Annotated in this window: 18 protein-coding genes, 1 pseudogene and 1 riboswitch; of the genes and pseudogenes, 11 read left to right on the top strand and 8 right to left on the bottom strand. The window is 43.1% G+C overall.

The features are described 5' to 3' along the window. Window positions 1-165: 165 nt before the first annotated feature. Window positions 166-303 (top strand): annotated as a pseudogene (locus ACHUFZ_RS19935) (hypothetical protein); the annotation flags it as partial. A gap of 197 nt (window positions 304-500) precedes the next feature. On the opposite strand, the gene ACHUFZ_RS19930 reads toward ACHUFZ_RS19935, so the two are convergent. Next, window positions 501-647 (bottom strand): hypothetical protein, encoded by a 147-nt coding sequence (locus ACHUFZ_RS19930; RefSeq protein ID WP_394128514.1) that lies wholly within the window; start codon window positions 645-647, stop codon window positions 501-503. A gap of 881 nt (window positions 648-1,528) precedes the next feature. On the opposite strand from ACHUFZ_RS19930, the gene ACHUFZ_RS19925 reads away from it, so the two are divergent. From ACHUFZ_RS19925 to gspS2, 3 genes are read left to right on the top strand one after another with little or no spacing between them, the layout of a single operon-like run. Then, entirely contained in the window at window positions 1,529-2,734 is a 1,206-nt protein-coding gene (locus ACHUFZ_RS19925; protein WP_394128513.1) for a DUF1611 domain-containing protein, read from the top strand. Next, the gene (locus ACHUFZ_RS19920; RefSeq protein WP_394128512.1) at window positions 2,731-3,804 is read left to right on the top strand and encodes an alanine/ornithine racemase family PLP-dependent enzyme; all 1,074 of its coding nucleotides are present in this window, start codon (window positions 2,731-2,733) and stop codon (window positions 3,802-3,804) included. The genes ACHUFZ_RS19925 and ACHUFZ_RS19920 overlap by 4 nt, the downstream gene beginning before the upstream one ends. Window positions 3,805-3,823: 19 nt before the next feature. After that, window positions 3,824-4,198 carry a type II secretion system pilot lipoprotein GspS-beta gene (gene gspS2 / locus ACHUFZ_RS19915; RefSeq protein WP_394128511.1) on the top strand — a complete coding sequence of 125 codons (375 nt, stop codon included), beginning with the start codon at window positions 3,824-3,826 and terminating at the stop codon, window positions 4,196-4,198. A 253-nt stretch (window positions 4,199-4,451) separates the two neighbouring features. Here the strand turns inward: gspS2 and ACHUFZ_RS19910 are convergent, their stop codons facing one another. The 3 genes from ACHUFZ_RS19910 to ACHUFZ_RS19900 all read right to left on the bottom strand — a co-directional run bounded on the left by ACHUFZ_RS19910 (window position 4,452) and on the right by ACHUFZ_RS19900 (window position 5,614). Further along, the gene (locus ACHUFZ_RS19910; protein ID WP_394128510.1) at window positions 4,452-4,694 is read right to left on the bottom strand and encodes a hypothetical protein; all 243 of its coding nucleotides are present in this window, start codon (window positions 4,692-4,694) and stop codon (window positions 4,452-4,454) included. Between the two features lie 37 nt (window positions 4,695-4,731). Further along, window positions 4,732-4,947: a DUF3820 family protein gene (locus ACHUFZ_RS19905; RefSeq protein WP_134837100.1), complete on the bottom strand. Its 216-nt coding sequence runs from the start codon at window positions 4,945-4,947 to the stop codon at window positions 4,732-4,734. A 310-nt stretch (window positions 4,948-5,257) separates the two neighbouring features. Continuing rightward, complete coding sequence (locus tag ACHUFZ_RS19900) at window positions 5,258-5,614, bottom strand: helix-turn-helix domain-containing protein (RefSeq protein WP_394128509.1); 357 nt, start codon at window positions 5,612-5,614, stop codon at window positions 5,258-5,260. A 331-nt stretch (window positions 5,615-5,945) separates the two neighbouring features. Then, window positions 5,946-6,035: riboswitch (cyclic di-GMP riboswitch) on the top strand. A 72-nt stretch (window positions 6,036-6,107) separates the two neighbouring features. On the opposite strand from ACHUFZ_RS19900, the gene gbpA reads away from it, so the two are divergent. Then, window positions 6,108-7,571, top strand: a complete 1,464-nt coding sequence (gene gbpA, locus ACHUFZ_RS19895) for an N-acetylglucosamine-binding protein GbpA (RefSeq protein WP_394128508.1) — start codon at window positions 6,108-6,110, stop codon at window positions 7,569-7,571. Between the two features lie 183 nt (window positions 7,572-7,754). Beyond that, the gene (locus ACHUFZ_RS19890) at window positions 7,755-8,603 is read left to right on the top strand and encodes a delta-class carbonic anhydrase (RefSeq protein ID WP_394128507.1); all 849 of its coding nucleotides are present in this window, start codon (window positions 7,755-7,757) and stop codon (window positions 8,601-8,603) included. A gap of 91 nt (window positions 8,604-8,694) precedes the next feature. Here the strand turns inward: ACHUFZ_RS19890 and ACHUFZ_RS19885 are convergent, their stop codons facing one another. Continuing rightward, window positions 8,695-9,861: a serine hydrolase gene (locus ACHUFZ_RS19885; RefSeq protein WP_394128506.1), complete on the bottom strand. Its 1,167-nt coding sequence runs from the start codon at window positions 9,859-9,861 to the stop codon at window positions 8,695-8,697. Window positions 9,862-10,051: 190 nt separating this feature from the next. Then, the gene (locus ACHUFZ_RS19880) at window positions 10,052-10,411 is read right to left on the bottom strand and encodes an NADH:ubiquinone oxidoreductase (protein ID WP_394128505.1); all 360 of its coding nucleotides are present in this window, start codon (window positions 10,409-10,411) and stop codon (window positions 10,052-10,054) included. A 469-nt stretch (window positions 10,412-10,880) separates the two neighbouring features. Here ACHUFZ_RS19880 and ACHUFZ_RS19875 point away from each other — a divergent pair, with 469 nt between their 5' ends. Continuing rightward, window positions 10,881-12,044, top strand: a complete 1,164-nt coding sequence (locus tag ACHUFZ_RS19875; protein WP_394128504.1) for a threonine/serine exporter family protein — start codon at window positions 10,881-10,883, stop codon at window positions 12,042-12,044. A 43-nt stretch (window positions 12,045-12,087) separates the two neighbouring features. Here the strand turns inward: ACHUFZ_RS19875 and ACHUFZ_RS19870 are convergent, their stop codons facing one another. After that, window positions 12,088-12,300, bottom strand: coding sequence for an alternative ribosome-rescue factor A (locus tag ACHUFZ_RS19870; protein ID WP_394128503.1), 213 nt, complete (start codon window positions 12,298-12,300; stop codon window positions 12,088-12,090). A 371-nt stretch (window positions 12,301-12,671) separates the two neighbouring features. Here ACHUFZ_RS19870 and ACHUFZ_RS19865 point away from each other — a divergent pair, with 371 nt between their 5' ends. From ACHUFZ_RS19865 to ACHUFZ_RS19855, 3 genes are all read left to right on the top strand, one after another. Continuing rightward, the gene (locus ACHUFZ_RS19865) at window positions 12,672-12,881 is read left to right on the top strand and encodes a cold-shock protein (RefSeq protein ID WP_004412161.1); all 210 of its coding nucleotides are present in this window, start codon (window positions 12,672-12,674) and stop codon (window positions 12,879-12,881) included. A 68-nt stretch (window positions 12,882-12,949) separates the two neighbouring features. Next, window positions 12,950-13,489: a YaeQ family protein gene (locus ACHUFZ_RS19860; RefSeq protein ID WP_394128502.1), complete on the top strand. Its 540-nt coding sequence runs from the start codon at window positions 12,950-12,952 to the stop codon at window positions 13,487-13,489. Continuing rightward, a complete protein-coding gene (locus ACHUFZ_RS19855) occupies window positions 13,482-14,021 on the top strand; it encodes a hypothetical protein (protein WP_394128501.1) in 540 nt (179 codons plus the stop codon). The genes ACHUFZ_RS19860 and ACHUFZ_RS19855 overlap by 8 nt, the downstream gene beginning before the upstream one ends. A 51-nt stretch (window positions 14,022-14,072) precedes the next feature. Here ACHUFZ_RS19855 and hmpA read toward each other — a convergent pair whose 3' ends face one another. Further along, window positions 14,073-15,248 (bottom strand): NO-inducible flavohemoprotein, encoded by a 1,176-nt coding sequence (hmpA, locus tag ACHUFZ_RS19850; RefSeq protein ID WP_394128500.1) that lies wholly within the window; start codon window positions 15,246-15,248, stop codon window positions 14,073-14,075. A gap of 229 nt (window positions 15,249-15,477) precedes the next feature. Between hmpA and norR the strand changes: the two genes are divergently transcribed. Beyond that, complete coding sequence (gene norR, locus ACHUFZ_RS19845) at window positions 15,478-17,067, top strand: nitric oxide reductase transcriptional regulator NorR (RefSeq protein WP_394128499.1); 1,590 nt, start codon at window positions 15,478-15,480, stop codon at window positions 17,065-17,067. The last annotated feature ends 13 nt before the right edge of the window (window positions 17,068-17,080 follow it).

The raw sequence follows: 17,080 nt of genomic DNA, 5'->3' as shown, positions 1-17,080 counted from the left end.
GGCTACGATGATTAACTGATGTAGCCGATCAGATCGTAACTTCCTGATTTAGTTCCATCGAATTACGCAACAAAGCCGGAATGTGCGAGAGAAATAATCTCGATTTCTACATCTAAAATATTGTGAGAGCGCTTACTGTTTTTTTGAGTAATACAGATAGTGAAATCGGTCTATTTCAACGGTGAGCCAGTCACTCGATATGATGGCTATGCAGGATATTTAATCCGCAGTAAGCCTGCAAGCGAAAACGAAGGCGGCATTCATAGCGGGAAAGGGATTTTGGACTCGTTGACGTTAGTTTAACCCCGCACTTTTTCGCAAGCCTAGGTAATTTGGGGGGGAACTCAATATAATCCCCCATCCACTTTGGAAAAATGAGTTGGAGTGAAACTTTGTGGAATCAAGATCTTACTAAGCTTTAATATTCTGCTACAAGTAAGAGAAAATCGCTCTTTGAAGCGGCTTCTCCGAATTTTTCACTTGATTTCCTGCTGGTTTCCTCATAAATCCCATAGCTTTTTCTGCTCTCGTTCTAAGAGAATATTCTCAATCTTTTTTCTTATCTCATGAATATTTTCTTTACGTTTATCGCTATCATGATTTTCTGGGCTTTCCGATTTCGGTTTACGGCCATTTGTTTTATTCAAGATCTAATCTCCTTTTCTAGATGAGATATAAAAACGCCCCAAAAGCATACCTTTTGAATCTATTATATCCCCAGTACTTTCAGACTCATGAAACAAAAAAGTCAAGTAAAGACTGTTGTTCTTTAATCTAGGAAGTATATGGCGATTTAAAACGTCGCTATTTAGCTGATTGATGGTACTGGTCCAAGACTGTTTGTTGTGAAAAAGATGACATTTAATTCTATACAACTATCTTTTTCTCTTTAGGCAGGTTTTGTTCACGCAAAATATAATACCAATATATTTTGCGATTGGTTTTTCTGTTCATTTAATTCCTTAAATAATCTGTAAGTGGTGAGTTCTCTTAACAACTAGAAAGCAAGAACCCACTTAAATAGACACATCGAACATCCCATTACTTGGAATGATAAATCTAAAGCCTTTTTCCATTAAACCACTTAACGAAGCCAGTTGCTTTATTTTACATGTATCTCTTTATGAACTGATTGAGTAAATAAAAATAGAGCTACTAAATAAGAAATGAAGAAAAAGGTACCGAGGGATAGATATGACGAATAAAATCGAAAACAACTGATAAGGTCTTGAACTAAATAATTTATTAATAGCTCACTGTTTGAGCTCTCTCCTACTATACACGGTATGAGTGCAATAGATATAAATTAATTCAACTATTTTTATATCACTTAAAAATCATGCGCTTAGCAACAAATCAACATTGCTAACTTTAAGACAGGAATGATTAATTATTACCAACAAAAGTTTGAGAAGTGTGTTACCTTGGCTTTTCTCCCTACAGCTTAGTAGGGGCTTCTTTTCTTTTCCGAACTTGCATCTCGGCACTCCTTAGTCGCCCTCCTAAGCCTTATTAAAAGGCTCTATTAATGTCGATCTCAACGCGAAAGTTAAGAAACATCTTCAAACTCACTACAATTGAAGATACCGATAACAACGACGATTCACCTCGCTCTACATCTTGGCTACCACTTGCTCAGAAATTTAACCCAGTAATCCCTTCCGCAATAATATATTGCGAAAACAACTTTGCTAAAACAGATGGTAAAACGGCTAATGGACTAGTGAGGCATTCGCTAAACTATCGTATTCAGTCAGTGATTGATAGTGAATATGCGGGTTTAGATGCTGGAGAAGTACTTGATAACAAAAAAAATGGTATACCGATCGTTGCAAATATAGAAGAAGCAATCATTGAAGCGGAAAGCGTTCCCGACTATTTTATTTTTGGTATTGCGCCAACGAGTGGATGTCTATCCGACTTAGATAAAAGAATTATCTTACATGCCATGTCGCTAAAAATGAATATCGTGAGTGGATTACATGAGTTTCTCACAGATGATCCTTTATTCTTAGAGGCTAGCCTGAAATATAACGTTAAAATATTCGATATCCGCAAGCCAAAAGACAAACGTGAACTTAAAACATTTAGCGGGAAAATACACGACGTTAAATGCCCAAGAATCGCAGTAATGGGAACTGATTGCGCATTAGGTAAACGAACAACAGCGACAATACTGACCAAAGAACTATCTAGTAAAGGTCTTAAGGTCATTCTAATCGCAACGGGGCAAACTAGCATTATACAAGGCGCTCGGTACTGTGTTGCACTCGATGCCGTCCCCTCTCAATTTTGTGCCGGTGAATTAGAGTCCGTCATTCTACAAGCCTATGAAAATGAAAAACCAGATCTCATTATTATTGAAGGACAAGGGGCTTTGAGCCACCCAGCGTTTTCTACCAGCGCCTTTATCTTACGCGGCAGTTGTCCAACAGGCGTTATATTACAACACGCCCCCAAACGCTTATATCGTAGTGATTTTCCTGACTACCCAATGCCTTCAATTGCTTCAGAAATCAATCTGATCGAAACGTTTTCTAATACCAGCGTTATTGGATTGACCCTCAATCATGAAGGAATGACTTTAGAAGAAACACGCAGCCTTATTGATAACTACACCGCTGAATTTGGTCTAACCGTTACCGATGCGCTAACACAGCCTGTTCAACATCTAACGCACATGGTGGCGTCAGCATTCCCTCAAATAGCCAGTAAACTGGCAGAAAAAAGGTGAAGTATCCTAGGTTAGACATTGATTGTGGGAAAATTCGCCATAACACTCAGTTTCTGATTACTCAGCTCTCACAGAAGAACATCTCAGTCACGCCAGTAACAAAAGTCTTTCTAGGCAATCCCATCATCGCTCAAGTACTTCTTGATGCAGGTGCAACAGTACTGGCCGACTCGAGAATAGAGAATCTTAACGAGATGACGAGTGCGGGAATTCTTGCCACAAAAATGCTGATACGTACTCCGATGCTGAGCCAAGTCGCAAGCGTAATAAAACACTGTGATATCAGTTTAAATTCAGAAGTTGAAGTCGTTAAGAGGCTTTCTAATGTAGCAAAACAGCAAAATCGCCATCACGAAATTATTGTTATGATTGAGCTTGGCGATCTCCGAGAGGGTGTGATGCCCGATCGCGTGATTGATTTTGTGCGTGAGATCATTTCTTTACCTAACATAACGATCAAGGGCGTTGGTGCAAATTTAGCTTGCCGATACGGGGTTGCCCCTGACAGGCAAAATATGAAAACTCTTTCTGATCTTGCGGATGGAATTGAAGCTGCGTTTGGAATTAACTTAGAGATTGTTTCTGGGGGTAACTCTGCTTCAATTAACTGGGCTCTTCAACACACAGGTCAAACACGAGTAAACAACCTTCGTCTAGGAGAAGCACTTTTTCTAGGCTGTGAGCCTTTAGATAATCGAAAAATTAAAGGCTTATATACAGACACAGTTTCTTTGACCGCTGAAGTGATTGAATCCAAAATTAAGCCTAGCTTACCTTGGGGTAAAAGAGGATTCAATGCTCTTGGGAAAAGGGAACATATTCAAGACCGAGGAGCGGTATCACAAGCTATTATTGCCTTAGGACGCCAAGACGTATGCATCACTGGACTTAGAGCTCCGAAAGGAGTCAAAATCATATCGTCAACCAGTGATCATCTACTACTGGAAACTTCCAATAAGCCACTATTTTTAGGGGAAAAAGTTACATTCACCCTAGACTACAACGCTCTCTTATCTTCTATGTCCTCACACTACATCTACAAATTTTTCAATACGAGTAAATGCCCATAAATCAAGCAGGGAAAGCAGTATGCGCGACAAAAATCGAATAATCGTTACTCTAACTATCATTGCTATACTGAACGGCTGCCAGAGAAACTCATTACAACCAAATGCGGTAGCGGACTACAGAGCAACGGTTATCTCAAGCCAACTACCAAAAAGATTAGGTCCGCTAACCCTTGTTAGCGCTATGTCAGATGCTAATGCCATCACACTTACTTTGGTTAGAGAACGTAGTGTGGATATAAACAGTTTGATTGAGCGAGTCGCGGTTAGCTTTTGTGACAATATAGAAATAAGACCTCTATTAGATAGTGGCATCTCATATCGAATTATTACGTTAGGACTAAATAAAAAAGTCGAGCACTTTAACTTAATCTCTCTTGAAACGTGCTCTAATTGATTAGCAATCAAATGAACCCTAGCCAATATGAGTTTTTCTGTGTCTTAAATGACGTTGTATTGCTTAAATATGATCGCCTAACACCCTGGGAGAAAAATTTCATCTCAGGGCTGCTAGAACAAGCATCAACTAATCAACCTATATCTCTAAAACAAAAACAGCGCGCTTTAGAAATATCCAATAAAATCAATAAATAAAGACGTATTATATTAAGAAAGAGGTTAAGGATGCTTCGGTCGACTACATCCGCTTATTACTTAGACTGGTGACCCGTCTTCTTTGCGAGTTCTTGCATCGCCTCGGCGAACGTTGTTGTTCCGCCTTTAGGTTTAACTTGTACTACCTTATAGCCCATCTTTTCTAACGCTTGGCGCTCTGCCAAAACAGCTTTGTCATCTTGCTGGCTACCTTGGGCAGGCTGATGAATGTAACACCCCTCTAGTTGACCATCTTCGACCAGTTGGTGGTGTTTCAGTGCATCGATATCAAAATTCATAGTAAGTCTTTTATATATGGAGATTTTCTGTGGCAGGTTACATGCGCTTTAACGGCTTAACAACCGTGTCTAAGCCTTCTATTTTTAGCGCAAGGCAGAGTTTTAGTAATTCACCCAACTCCCCTTCAGGAAAACCTTTTTTATCAAACCACAGTAAATATTCTTCAGGTAGGTCAATAAGTACTCGTCCTGCGTATTTACCAAAGGGCATTTGCATTCTTGCCAGTTTGATTAGGTTCTCTTTTTCTAGCATGGGTCCGCTCTACAATCTTTCTGAGCTATTTAGAGTAACACCTAATCTTTCAACCCAATAGTTAATTGCGTCTTTCGGATCATCTAATAAATCGATCATGGTTGAAAATCTTCATAGGTAGTGAACTTGGTCGCGCGCTGAATAGGCCCACCGGCACATCCCGCGATGATCACCACAGCCAAGAAGAGAATAAAGGATTTAACAAAGGTCATGGATAGCACTCTACTGTACAAAGTTAACAACTTAGAATGCTATACCATATGTGAATTTTATGTCGAATTCATAACGACAATTAAGAACTAAGTCTAATTTATGAAGGCTGGACGCGATGAGCGTATTCTACGATGACTTGATTACCTTCTATATAGGCATTTTGGATTTCGCCATCCACCGTCATACGACTTTGTAAGTAAACGACTTTCGGCGCTCCACTGTTATGGCTTTCTTTTAGGGAAGGAACAGCATTATGTGGCTCAAGCTGAAGTAAACGACAAAAATTGGTGACAAACTGCATCGTTAGTTCAGCCTCGCCTCTCAATACTTGAGAAAACGCCAACTGATTCATGCCTAGCTTCTTAGCGAATTCCATTTGGGTCAGGCGCATTTTCGACTTTTGCGACATCCAAGTTTGATAGAGAGCCTCTCTATCCTTTTCAGTAAATTCCATGATAGATCCTTGTGTAAATCGACGGGCTGAATTGTCGAGGTTTTAAGGCTCCGCGTTGTCAAATCTGAGTCAGTCAAAGTCAGCAGCCTGTAGAGAAGCTACACACTCAGTTGCAAATAAAATCAGATTAATAAACACGCAAAGGCATTCACCAAGCCAATTACTCAATACAATAAAGCACTGCTATTCAATAAGTTACACGGGGCGACTTTTCCATTTTCGCAAGATAATTTTGCATAAAAACACGAAATCGAGAATGCCATTCCACATTCGAATGATTCACATCGATTTTATGTAAGCCTTTGACTACATTTCGCCTGCCTATACAACACGGCACTTTGGGCAAACTATTCGAAAGGATAGGACGCAAAGCTTCCGGTCTGTCGGTATGTTTCGTACCTATGATAGCGGGGTTGCCACTTAGTCTCAGGCTAGGTGTACATATATGCCTTAGTGTCATCTTTTTTGTCATAGAACCAATACAGGACAAATGATGAACAAACTTCCAAATAAATCTCTTATTGCTTTAGCACTGTTAAGTGTGAGTGGCGCAAGCTTTGGTCACGGTTACGTTTCGGCTTACGAAAATGGCGTCGCAGAAGGTCGTGTTGCGTTATGTAAGTTCCCAGCGAATGATACCAATGAGAAGAACACCAACTGTGGTGCGATTCAATATGAACCACAAAGTGTTGAAGGCCCTGATGGCTTCCCTGCGACAGGTCCACGTGATGGTAAGATTGCCAGCGCAGAATCGGCTTTAGCTGCGGCTTTAGATGAGCAAACAGCCGACCGCTGGGTTAAACGCCCTATTCAGTCAGGTAGTCAGTACTTTGAATGGACGTTTACCGCTAACCACGTCACTAAAGACTGGAAATACTACATCACTAAAGCTGACTGGAACCCTAACCAACCACTGGCTCGTGACTCTTTCGACCTAAAGCCTTTCTGTACAGTTGACGGCGGTATGGTTCAACCACCAAAGCGTGTTAACCATCTATGTAATGTTCCTGAACGTGAAGGTTACCAAGTGATCCTAGCAGTATGGGACGTGGGTGACACTGCTGCTTCTTTCTACAATGTGATTGACGTTAAATTCGAAGGTGACGGCCCTGTACTGCCGGACTGGAATCAAGGTGGACAAATCTACCCTAGCCAATACCTAAATGTTGGTGATTCGGTATACACACGTGTCTTCGACCAAAATGGCGAAAATGCGTCATACAGCACTGAGCTGGTGATCGACTCCGAAGAACTAGGGGCTGCTAACAACTGGTCACACGCACTCGCAGCTAAGATCAATCAAGAGCAATCTATGCTGCAAGCTGGTCAATTAAACACTGAAGGTTCGTTTACGCCAATCTACGGCACAAACCCAATCTACCTAAAGCAAGGTTCTGGCCTCAAGAGCGTTGAGATTGGTTACAAGATCGACTCTACTGCACCTGAGTACAACTTAGAGGTTTACGGCTTAGAGTCTGAATACATCATGGGTGATAGCGCGACACAACTTGATTTAACACTTGAAGCAACAGGTGATATTCAAAGTGAAATGACGGTCTACAACCATCACCGTGAAGCACTATCGTCACACTCTGTCGAGCTAAGTGACGGCCAAGTTGAAGCTGCAACAATGACACTATCTAAGTCAGAAGCAGGCCACCATATGTTGGTTGTCGTGGTTAAAGATCAGCAAGGTAACGTAATTGAGCAAAACACGCTCGATTTCCACCTTGTAGAAGAGCAAACACCACCACCTTCTGATGAGTATGAGTTTGTCTTCCCTGAAGGCTTAAAGACGTATACCGCTGGTACGAAAGTGCTCGCGTCAGACGGTGCTATCTACCAATGTAAGGAGTTCCCTTACTCAGGTTACTGTATCCAATGGTCTCCGACAGCGACTCAATTCGAACCAGGCACAGGCTCTCATTGGAGCGATGCTTGGAATAAAGTGAATTAATCGCTTTTAATAACGCACAACAGCGGATGCCAATGCATCCGCTGTTTTATTTGCAGCCTCGTACAATTTATTGGAATCGGTTACTCACTCTCACAAAGGCTCACACTTTTCATATGCACACAGCAACGTAACACCTATATATTCATTTGCTTTCACAACTAACGAAAGGGTCGAAAGCCGCGTATGAATAAGGTTTTACTATTGTCTTCTTTTCTTGCGATTGCTCCGCAAGCCGTACAAGCCTCAAGCAGCCATGATGTTGCAGACAGTGTTATCGAACAGCAACGTGCAACACTTGCCGAAAATATTCAAGGGAAAGGGTTTGGTCCTCAGTCTCCACGTGATATCGACAACCTAGCAGGCAACAACACTCGTTACTTTGGTCAAGCGCCTGAATACTCACAAATGAACTTGTGTAATATTCACTTCCACAAAAATGCGGAACACAAAGGCGGAGAGTTCACGGCCTACGCAGGTAATGGTGACGGTAAAGGCTACAATACCGGTTATGTCTACAACGGTAAGTTAAGTGATGTGGAATTAAAGCCGTTTGAAGGAAAAGTCGTTGCTAAAGGTCATGGACAACTAGAACCCGGTGATACTATCGAACTGCACTATGTTCATTCAACGTCGCAGGTTAAGCCAGGGCCAACGCTCGGCTCTTGTCTAAGCGAATCAATCTCTAATCCACAATTACGAGTAGAAACACAAGTGTTTGTACTGGTTAATGATACAAATGCCCTTAACTTCATTGACCTCACTAAGGTCGAGATGAAAAATGGCGTCTATCAAGCGCTAAACATCCCGACAAACACTGGTAAACCGATTCAATATGCAGGCTCAACGACTGGCCCTAGCTACAATGAACAAGCCTCACCACTGCAAGTGACTTGGAGCGTGCGACCAAAAGTGGCGAAGGTAGACATCGCGTCTGTCGCCCAATGGCTAGAGAGCAATGAGTTCGATGAAGACCATGCGCATGGTGTTCGTAACCTTGTGACTAACCCAGATTTGTTATCTTCGGGTCATTAAACTTACTTTGCTAGAGATATAACGCCTATAGGCGTGGTGTTCTAATAAAAAAGGCGAGGTATTAACCTCGCCTTTTGCTAACCTTTAGAGCTTAGAACCAACTCGAAACTAAGCGTTTCAACCAGTCCATCAGCTTTTTGAAGATGCCACCCTCTTCGACATCTTGCTGAGCAACTAAAGTTGCACTCGTTACTTCGTTACCTTCAACGCTGTAAATCACTTTACCGATCGGGTCACCTTTACGAATCGGTGCGGTCAGTTCACCAGCAAACTCCACTTCAGCGATAAGCTTGTTAGCGTCCCCTTTAGGAAGAGTGATCAGTACTGTTTCATCAACACCTGCCGCAACGAGATCGGCTGCGCCCATCCACACTCTGGCTTCTGCTAATGTGTCTGTTGATTTGGTCGGTGCAACGGTGTCAAAGAATCGGAAACCATAGCTTAATAGCTGCTTGCTTTCTGATTCACGACTCTTAGCGCTGTTTGAGCCCATCACGACCGAAATCAGTCGCATATCTCCGCTGGTAGCTGAAGTTGCTAAGCTGTAGCCAGCGCCACTGGTGTAACCGGTTTTCATGCCATCGACATTTAGGCTGCGATCACGTAATAGCCCATTACGGTTGTACTGAGTAATACCGTTGTAGGTATACGCTGTCTCACTATAGAGCGGGTAAATATCAGGTAAGTCACGAATGATCGCCTGACTTAACAGGGCAATATCATGTGGCGTTGAGTACAAGCCGTCACTGTCCAAGCCGTGCGGGTTAGTATAAGAAGTGTTCACAAGCCCTAGCTTTTGCGCCCAGCTATTCATCAAGCTAACGAAAGCATCTTCACTACCTGCGACATGCTCAGCAATCGCGACACTGGCATCATTACCAGATTGAACAATCAAGCCGCGATAAAGATCCATAAGTTGGACATCAGTGCCCACTTCAATGAACATTTTTGAAGAGTCAGGGAAGTTTTTCGCCCAAGCATTACGGCTAATGCGAACCTGATCATCGAGGGCGATGTTACCGCTGTTTACCTCTTGTCCTGCAACATAGGCGGTCATCAATTTCGTTAAGCTCGCAGGGTTAAGCTTTTTATCGGAATTCTTTTGTACCAATACTTCGCCAGTATTGTAATCCATCAATATATACCCTTTCGCACCCAGTGCCGGCGGATCAGGAATAATCGTTGGCGCTGCGGTCACAGCAAAAGAGAGAGAAATAGTCGAAAGAAGCGCTGTTGCTGCTAGAAAACGCGTTGTCATGATATGCGACGTCTCACTGTGGGTCGTTTATAGTCCACTTCAGTATAGACAAGACGGCGTGAGTTTCAGCGGCTCTGAAACCAATCGTTACCATTCCATAAGAATTATCGACATTCTTGTGCTCTGATCCCAAATTCAGGCACAAAAAAACCAGCGGGTTAACCGCTGGTTTTCAGAAATTTTACTTTCGTTACGCTGCTTTAAGAAGCGCGTCTTTCTTTGCCATCAGTTTTTCTCTGTAAGCAAACCATACGTAAGTTGCCACAATAGAGAAGAACAAGTAAGACAGTGAGAATATAAATGGAGAGCTGATTAGATCTTGCGACAATCCCCATGATACACCAGCAACGGTCACTGCGATTTTAGCGAAGAAACCGCACAGCAGTAAAACCAGTGCTAATTGTGGGAAACGAGTGCTTCTAAAAGCAAGCCAGTAACAGCTACCGACCGCAAGAGTCGAAACGTACAAACCAAGCAAGAATGAATGAAGGTGATCTGCTGATGCAACACCTGCGGAAATCGACACCATAAAAATTAGAAATAGCTTCATACATCGCCTCGTACTTCAAAGTTAGGAAAAGCTTCCTTTCATTTTTGCAAACTCATTTTGCGGTTATTTTCGCCTTTTTTGTGCCAATTACAAGTGTTAATTTTGTCTAATTATCAATCAAAATCTCCGGGCAACTCGAATGTAAAAACATTGTTAAGAGTCTAATTTATTTAGCATCTTTTCATCAGGGGTTTAGAGTAAAAAGACCAATATCCTTAGTTCTTAACGTTACAATTAGGTAACAATAGTTACATTTAAAAATAAGTTTAAATTTGTGATAATTGTCGCCTAATGTGTGCAGTTTTATATGATCTATCGCCCTGCAAACAGAGTTTCCATAATTGTGATGATAGGTAAATATTACGTCAATCAATTAGTGTGAGCTCGACCACTGTTCACCCTATTATTGCTCGAATCACACTCTACGGTTTGATACCTTTGCGCCACAATTTTTTACGTACTACATACCATGCCTTCAGAGTACCGAATTCGTAAGATCGTCGAAATTGGCGACACCTTACACCGATGTGGCTGTGCGCCTTACAAGCTTGAGAAATACACGCAGTTTTATGCTCGAAAGCATGGTGTTGATCTGATGATTCAGGCGACGCCAACCACTGTCAATTATCAGTTTCCTGATGATAACAATGCGGTGGTGATGAAGCGCCACCAGCCTGCATCGATTAACCTCAGTTTGTTGGCCAATACCATTATTCGCATCAACCAACCTAGCTCTGAGCCAGTCCCAGAGCCTGCTGGTTATCCAAAGTGGGTCATCGCTCTTGCAAACATGGGCATTCCCCCTGCTTATCTCATGCTGGTCGGTTCAACAATGGACGCCATCTTCATATCGATATTTCTTGGTTTTATTGTATGGGGAACGCAGCAAGTATACCGGGCTCGTCGCTCTATCGCCGCTGAATTCATCGCAGCTCTACTCACGGGTATTCTTGTTGCTTTCTTCGCTAGTACCAGCGCAGAGATCCCTGTCTGGGCACTGTGTATTGCCGCCATCGTTTTATTTGTGCCCGGATTATCTATCGCCAACTCATTGGAATGTTTAGCATTTAATGATCTGGTTTCGGGTACCAGCCTGCTTGGGCAAAGCGCCTTATCGCTGATTAAGCTGTTTGTCGGTATCGTGATGGGTTTGAATATTGGTGAGTCGATATGGGGCCAAGCAGAACCTTTTAGCTACACCAACGAAGTGCCTATTGGGCTGCACATCTCTGGACTATTTTTGATCTCAATTTCATTGGGGATCATCTTCAACGCTAGACCGAAAGATATCCTACTTGGCCTTCCGGTTGCGATTCTTGGTATGTGGGGACCGTTCTATTTAGGGTTTGAGAGTGGTTGGGTTGTTGGCACTTGGGTAACGACAGTGCTGATCACTTTGTATGGAACCTGGGTAGCGAAGAAGATGGACTTAACCGGTTCTATCTACATTGTTCAGGGGATCATTATTCTGGTACCCGGGAGCCGCGTACTCGTCAGCGCAAGCCAATCGGTATTCGAGCAATCGATTCTTCCTATCCCGAGTATTGGTCTGTCTGCGCTATTTATGTTTTCCGCTATCGTCGCTGGGCAAATTACCGCGTACTCAATTTACTCGCCGAAGATCGAACGTTAATTCTTGATCAGATAAAGAAAGAGCCCTATTCAAATATCGCTATTTAAGCGGCTTTTGAATAGGGCTCTTTGCCTCTATGTTTTAGGTTGCGTTGATAGCTTCCTTTCCCTTTTTTCGCTTTCTCTACTCTTACCTTAAACAGTTTGCTTGTTACCACCGCCTTTAGGGCATTATCGTTTATTTGACCTCGACCAAATTCGGTTTCGGTCACCAGTTTGTCGTCACTGAGCTCAGCAGGACGTTTCTTCTTTGCCATATGGCCTCCATCGTTTACTTGATACCAGTTTATTATTTAAGACGTTTCAAAGTTATCTTTAAATCGCTCTATCACTAACCAGCTTGGCAAATGTTACACTACTTATAGATAAATCATCAAAATTTTCGAAAGTATACCTAGCGCAAATTTCTAATGAAAACCCATGATTCTGGGGCCAAATCCCCTCTATTGTTATTGACTTAGTTGCACGTGTCTTTAGACTAATCGTCAGCTTGAAAACGGTACTTGTTTACTTTCGCCGTTCCGTTAGATGTGTTGATGTCTGTCGTAACGTCGTGCGCAATAGCAATCTCCTTTTCCACGCTATCGATGCCGTATGGCTTTTACATGATCTATCAAGGATATACATTATGTCTAACACTGTAACTGGTACAGTAAAATGGTTTAACGAAACTAAAGGTTTCGGCTTCATTCAACAAGAAAACGGCCCAGACGTTTTTGCTCACTTCTCTGCTATCACTGGTGACGGCTTCCGTACTCTAGTTGAAGGTCAAAAAGTTGAGTTCGTTGTAACTACTGGCCAAAAAGGCCCTCAAGCTGAGAACATCAAAGTACTTTAATTCTTAAGTACTAAAGTTTTACAATAGCCAGCATTACGCTGGCTATTTTTTTATATACAAGAAGTTTTATGGCTCTTAAACCTACGATTTATAAGTTCCGCATTTCGCTTTCTGATACCAATCGCGACCTGTACGATTCTACGCAACTGACTGTTGCACAACACCCGTCAGAGACCGTACCTCGCATGATGGCGCGCGTTTTGGCTTTCTGCGTTAAGTGGCAACCAGACTTAGCCTTAACGAAAGGACTGTCTACCACTGAAGAGCCTGACCTATGGGTTAAATCTTTGGACGACCAGATTCAACTTTGGGTTGATATTGGCGAACCGTCACTGGACCGTATCAAAAAGGCATGCCGCCTTGCTCCAAGCGTTGACGTATTCTCTTTCAACAGCAAATCCGATGTTTGGTGGCAACAGACCAAAAACAAGGTTCACCAATACAAAGCCAATATCTACCGTTTTGATCCTGAAAGCATTGAAGCATTCTCTGAAACAGTAGAGCGCAGTATGGATCTTTCAGTGATGATTACTGGCGAGAGTCTGTTTGTCGACTCTGATAAAGGTTCGTTTGAAATTACGTTAGAGCAACTGCAATCTAATGACTGAGCTAGAGCAGCAGCTTAACCAGATTCAATCTGACGCTATTACCGTTATTGAGTCAGATCGAAAGTCGTTCGAGATGTTTATTGATAAGCATAATGCTCTCTTTAAGCGCGCGTGTGGCAGAAAACCAGATATCGAACCTGTTCAGCATCTATTAGGTGTTCTTACCAAAGCTCATATTGAAGAAGCAAGTCACATCGAATCTCAAGCTGAATCAGCAGCAGCGATGCGTAAGGTCTTCGATGAGAATCTAGGTAATGAGCATGCTCAAAAGTTTGAAGAACTTGGTAGCCGTCAGTTCGCTTTGGTGACGCATTTGTGGCTCTACTGCCAAGGCTATTTAAGAATGGACTTTAGCCTAGCCAATGACCATGCTTTCAATTCTGCCACGCTGCTTTCGGCGACGACATTCGCATCAACGCAGGAGTTACGTACCCAGTTTCTTGAAAGCTTTTACCTTGGCACTGAACGTTCACCTCTTGCAGCAAATAAACCGTCTAAGCTCATGCTGTGGCTCAAGTCGTTATTTGGCTAGTTCTATAAAAGCGCATTAAAAAGGCCCTTCATCAAGGGCCTTTTCGGTTAATTATAAATAAGCGTGAGGGCCAAACACCTCATAGTGGATACGATCTCGCGCAACACCTATACTCTCTAACTGTTTTACTGCTGCTTCCATAAAGCCGACTGGACCACATAGGTAGAAGTCGCCGTGTTCAATTGGTAGCTCTTTCGCAACTAAGGTTACATCTAGCTGGCCTGAGAAATCTGCTGTGTTTTCTGTTAGGTACCAAGTAAACGTTGGCCAGTTGTGCTCAAGTGCAAGGTCAGACACCTCTTGCTTGAAGGTATGCTGCGCGGCATTGTTACATGCATAAAGCACAGTGACGTCTTTTTTACCTTCAGACGCAAAAGTCTGCATCATTGATTGCATCGGTGTTGCCCCAACACCTGCCGAGATCAATACCGTCGGCTTGCGCTTTTCTTGATAGAAGAAGTCACCTGCTGGCGGATATAGGCTTACCGTGTCACCTTCATGAACGTCATCATGCAGATGGTTTGAAACCAACCCTTTATGTTCACCGATTTCACGTTTTACAGAGATTCGGTAATCGACCCCGTTTGATTTTTGTGATAGCGAGTACTGGCGAATCTCGTTGTTCTCCCCTGCTGATGGTTTTAACTCAATACCGATGTATTGACCTGGTTGGTAATCTAATACCGCTTGGCCATCTTCTGGAGTCAGCACGAAGCTAGTGACAAATTCAGATTCAGCCTTCTTGCTAGAAACCACAAATGAACGCGCATTTGCCCAGCCACCTACTGCTTGTCTTCGCTGTAGGTAGAGCTCTCCTTCGCGATCGATAAAGATCTGCGCCAAAAATAGATACGCAGCTGTCCATGCTTCTTCCACTTCTTGAGTAAATGCATCACTTGCGAGTTCACGCAATGTCTCAATCAAGTGATGACCGACGATTTGGTAATGTTCAGCTTGAATGTTAAAACTGGTGTGTTTTTGGGCAATGCGCTCTACAGCAGAGGTCAACGCCGCCAAGTTTTCAATGTTTTTCGCATACGCAGCAATTGCTTCAAACAGCGCCACACCTTGGCGGCCTGTTTTTTGATGCGTCATATTAAAGATGTCTTTAAGCTCAGGGTTATGAGAGAACATTCTTTGGTAGAAATGTTGAGTTAATGCAGGCCCTGCAGATTCTAGTAGTGGAATGGTACTTTTAACGACTTCAATATGTTGGTTGTTAAGCATTGAGACTTTCTCCTCATTAATTTTTTAATTATGCGTGCCTACATCTGCAGGAACGGTGCCAACTTTAATATCCTTGTAAAACACTGGTTTTTCGTCACTTTCCAGTCAATTAAATGTCATTTCGACACACACACTCGGAGTCATATTGACTCATAGAGTTTGAAATATCTCTCAAACTGTGTTTAATTCTAAATCAACATTTAATAGCTCTAGTGCACGACAACAAGCCATGCAAGATATTTCTATTTCTACGCTCATCGACATGACCATTGGTCTCGCTCGCGGTGACAACGATCAAGACCGATTCAACAACTTACTCGACGCGATTCGTAAAGCCATTCAATGTGATAGCGTGGCATTGCTCTCATTGCAAGGTGACACGCTCGTCCCGCTAGCTCTTCAAGGCTTAACGAGAGACACTCTCGGCCGCCGATTTAAAATCGCAGAGCATCCTCGCTTCGATCAGATCTGCGGGTCTAAGAGTGCGGTCCGATTCGATGCAGACTCTGACTTACCTGACCCATTCGACAACCTGTTGCTCGACTACGAAGGTGACTTACCAATGCACTCATGCATGGGGCTACCACTCTTCTACGCCGATAAACTGCTCGGCGTTTTAACACTAGATAGCTTAACCCCTGGCGTATTTGAGCAAATCCCCACGCGCAGTCTTGAAGCACTATCTGCAATTGCCGCTTCTACGCTAAAAGTCGCTCTTGCAGTAAGCCAACTTGAACAGCAAGCTAAGCAAACCCAACAAAAATTCGAAGAGCTCAACGAAGATGCTTGGGACAGAGACGGCAGTGAGATCATTGGTGACAGCCACTCGATGCAAGCGCTTAAAGCGGATATCGAAGTGGTTGCTCCTTCTAATTTCAATATCCTTATCCACGGTGAAACGGGTGTGGGTAAAGAACTGGTTGCACGCAGTCTTCATCATTTATCACCACGCAAAAAGCAGCCTTTGGTTTACGTTAACTGTGCCGCGATTCCTGAAAATCTAGTAGAAAGTGAGTTATTTGGCCATGTTAAAGGCGCATTTACTGGTGCAGACAAGTCTCGCTTGGGTAAATTTGCCCTTGCTGATGGCGGTACCCTGTTCTTAGACGAAATCGGCGAGCTTCCTCTAGCCGCGCAAAGTAAGATATTGCGCGCGCTACAAAACAATGAGATCCAGCCTGTGGGTCAAGACAAGGTACAAACCATTGATGTGCGAGTGCTGGCGGCAACAAACCGTGACCTGAAAGAAGAAGTGTCCGAAGGTCGATTCCGCTCAGACTTATATCACCGCTTGAGTGTCTACCCGATCACCGTTCCTGCTCTGCGTGAGCGAAATGGCGACATTGTTCTACTTGCTGGCTACTTCCTAGAACAAGCAAGACGAAAACTAGGCATCGTACAAATAAAGCTAGGTAAAGAAGCGCGTATTGAGTTAGCTCGCTACAACTGGCCGGGCAACGTTCGCGAGCTTGAGCACGTGATTAATCGCGCGGCATTAAAAGCCAGAGCGAGAGGACGAGGTGGCAAACTGATTACCATCTCCGTCGAAGATATTGGTGAGCTAGACTCGATGCCAGATATGCCCATCCCAAGCGAAGGCTTAGCAACTCATTCTTTAGCGGAAATAAACCCATCGTTAGGCTTAAGAGAGTCAACAGAAGAGTATCAACGCCAAATGATCATCACGGCATTAAACAGTGCCGAATTTAATTGGGCTCAAGCGGCTCGCCAGTTAAAGACCGATCGAGCGAACTTAACTCGACTGGCTAAACGTTTAGGTATTGAAGTAAGCAAGAAGCATCAAATAACACTTAGCTAAGTTTAAGATTGGT

The organism is Vibrio hepatarius (assembly GCF_043642085.1).
Classification (GTDB): Bacteria; Pseudomonadota; Gammaproteobacteria; order Enterobacterales; family Vibrionaceae; genus Vibrio; species Vibrio hepatarius_C.
The sequence above is the reverse complement of the archived record's forward strand: the minus strand, read 5'-3'. Positions and strand labels throughout refer to the sequence as shown.